General features: G+C 61.4%; 2 protein-coding genes. Both read left to right on the forward strand.

Translation table 11 applies throughout. The features are described from left to right. A partial coding sequence (locus tag Q0288_RS09930) for an efflux RND transporter permease subunit (protein ID WP_299429938.1) occupies positions 1-1,682 on the forward strand: 1,682 nt, incomplete at its 5' end. Positions 1,683-1,784: 102 nt separating this feature from the next. Next, the coding region (locus Q0288_RS09935; protein WP_299429940.1) for a TolC family protein at positions 1,785-2,833 on the forward strand (1,049 nt) is incomplete at its 3' end.

Consider the following 2,833-nt stretch of genomic DNA (forward strand, 5'->3'; position numbering starts at 1 on the left):
TCTCGGGGGCCTTCTTTGAGCCACTAGCACTCTCCTATGCGCTAGCCCTGCTGGCCTCGATGGTGGTTGCACTGACCGTCACGCCCGCACTGAGCCTGATGCTGCTACCCTCTGCGCCGCACCGCGCTTCCCCGCTGCTGCTGTGGCTGCAACGCGGCTACGAGCGGCTGCTTTCGGGGATCATCCGCACCCCGCGCTGGGCCTACGCCACCGTGGCAATCACTGGGTTAATCGGTCTGCTGGTCTTCCCCTTGCTGGGGCAGGAACTACTGCCCAAATTCAAAGAACACGACTTCCTGATGCACTGGCTAACCAAGCCCGGCACCTCACACCCTGAGATGTATCGCATCACCGTCCAAGCTAGCAAGGAACTACGGGCCATTCCAGGGGTGCGCAACTTTGGGGCGCATATCGGACGGGCTGTGGCCGCCGACGAGGTGGTGGGAATCTACTTCACCGAGAACTGGATCAGCGTGGATCCCAAGGTGGACTACGACAAGACCGTGCACGCCATCCAGGAAACCGTGGATGGCTATCCAGGCCTGGTGCGCGACGTGCAGACCTACTTGAAAGAACGCATCAAAGAGGTGCTTACAGGTTCCTCCGATTCAATTGTGGTGCGCATCTACGGCCCCGAGCTTCTCACCCTGCGAGCCAAGGCCCAGGAAGTACAGCAGGCGCTCTCGGGCATTGAGGGGGTCGTGGACTTGCACACTGAACTCCAGATGGACATCCCGCACATTCAGGTAGAGCCCAACCTGGCCAAAATCCAGCAGGTGGGCCTCAAACCAGGCGACATCCGGCGAGCTGCGGCTACGCTCGTTGCTGGTACCGAGGTCAGCGATATTCACCGCGACAACAAGGTCTATGACGTGTGGGTCTGGAGCGACCCCAAAATTCGCAACAGCCTGACCAAGATCCGCGAGCTGCTGATTGACACCCCCAGGGGTGGGCACGTACGCCTGGAGGAGATGGCTGACGTGCGCGTCCTGCCGACCCCCAACGTGATCCAACGCGAGAACCAGTCGCGGCGCATCAGCGTGGAGGCCAACGTGCGGGGGCGCGACCTGGGCTCAGTGGCCAGGGATGTCGAGCGGGCGCTGGCCAAGGTGCAGTTTCCGCTGGAATACAACGCAGTGGTGCTGGGCGAGTATGCCGAGCGCCAAGCCGCCCAGCAGCGCATCCTGATCTTCGGGATCATAGCAGCCATCGGCATCTTCTTCCTGCTGCAGGCCTCGTTCCAGAGCTGGCGCCTGGCCACGTTGGTTTTTGTGACCCTGCCGATGGCGCTGGTGGGCGGGGTGCTGGCGGCCTGGGGCGGCAGCGGGGTACTCTCGCTGGGTTCGCTGGTAGGCTTCCTCACGGTGTTCGGCATCGCGGCCCGCAACGGCATCATGATGATCAATCACTATCAGCACCTCGAAGAAAAAGAATGCGAGCCCTTCGGCTCAGGGCTGGTGTTGCGCGGAGCCAAAGAACGCCTGGCGCCCATTTTGATGACCTCTGGTGCACTAGGCCTGGCCCTGGTGCCTTTGATCGTGGCGGGCAGCATCCCTGGTCACGAGATCGAGCACCCCATGGCCATCGTGATTCTGGGTGGTCTGGTGACCTCGACGTTGCTCAACCTATTCGTGATTCCCAGCCTGTATCTGCGCTTTGGCAAGACCCGTGCGAGGGCTTGATCGCTCAACGATAAACCTTATGGACTTTCTAGCTATCGGAGTGGGGCTATGAACCGCTACCTATTTTGCTCCTGTACTGTTGACCCGCATCGGGCTAAGGTCATGGCTGGCTTATCAGGTTCGGATCGGGAAAGACCTTTCCGAATCCCGGGGTTCAAAAACCTGGGTAGCTTAGAGGTGATCGTGAGTTGTGGGCTGTGGCTGAGCAGTCTCGCGTTGGCGCAAAATTTTCCGCTAAGCGAAGCCCTAAACCAGATCGAGCGTGCGCCCGAGGTGGTGCAGTCCGAGCAAAAGCTGCGCCAGGCCGAGGCCGATCTGCAACTAGCCCGAACCCAGGCGGGCTTGCAGATCAGCGCAGGGGGAACTGCTAGCTACACCTGGGCTACCCAGACCATTGCCTCCGTGGGCACCAGCCTGAGTCTGAACCTCAGTCTGCCGCTAGGCCGAACCAGTGCGCCGTTGGTGGCAGTGCGGCAGGCCGAACTGGCGATAGATGCAGCTCGGGCCACATTGCGACAGACTGGGAGTGAGATGGCCCGCAGGGTGGTGCAAGCCTATTCGCAGGCCCTGCTGGCAGAATCGCAGCAGACCCAGAGCGGGTTGCTACTGGAGCTAGCGCAGAAACAAGTGGTGGTGGTCGAGACCCAGCAGCAGTTGGGAGCCGCTACCCCTTCCCAAACCCTAAACGCCCGACTAGCAGCCAGCACCGCCCAGCAGAACTTCAGCCGCGCAGAGAATGATTTACGCGAAAAACGCTTGGAATTGGCGAGTCTGCTGGGGCTGGTGACCCTGCCGGGCAGGCCGGTTCCGCCAACGGGCCTGCCCAGTCTGCCGACGCCGGAGCAGCTCTCGGCCCACCTCGAGCAAAGCCCTGCGCTAGCTCAGGCGGTAGTAGCCCTCGAGCAGGCCAAGCTGGCGCTGTTCAGGGCCAGCACAGGCAGCAGTTTCACAGTAAGTTTGGGCTACACTTCCGACCAGTTCGACGCCACCCTGGGGTTAAGCATTCCCGACTATACAGCACAGGTTGCGCTGATCCTGCGACCCACTGTGGTTAATCCGCCGGGACAGGGCAACACCATCTCACTGGGAGCCAACGTTTTGCTGTGGGATAGCGGGGGTACGGAGGCCGCACGACAGAGCGCGCTGATCGG

The sequence above is a fragment of the uncultured Meiothermus sp. genome (assembly GCF_937863175.1).
In the GTDB taxonomy this organism is placed as follows: domain Bacteria; phylum Deinococcota; class Deinococci; order Deinococcales; family Thermaceae; genus Meiothermus.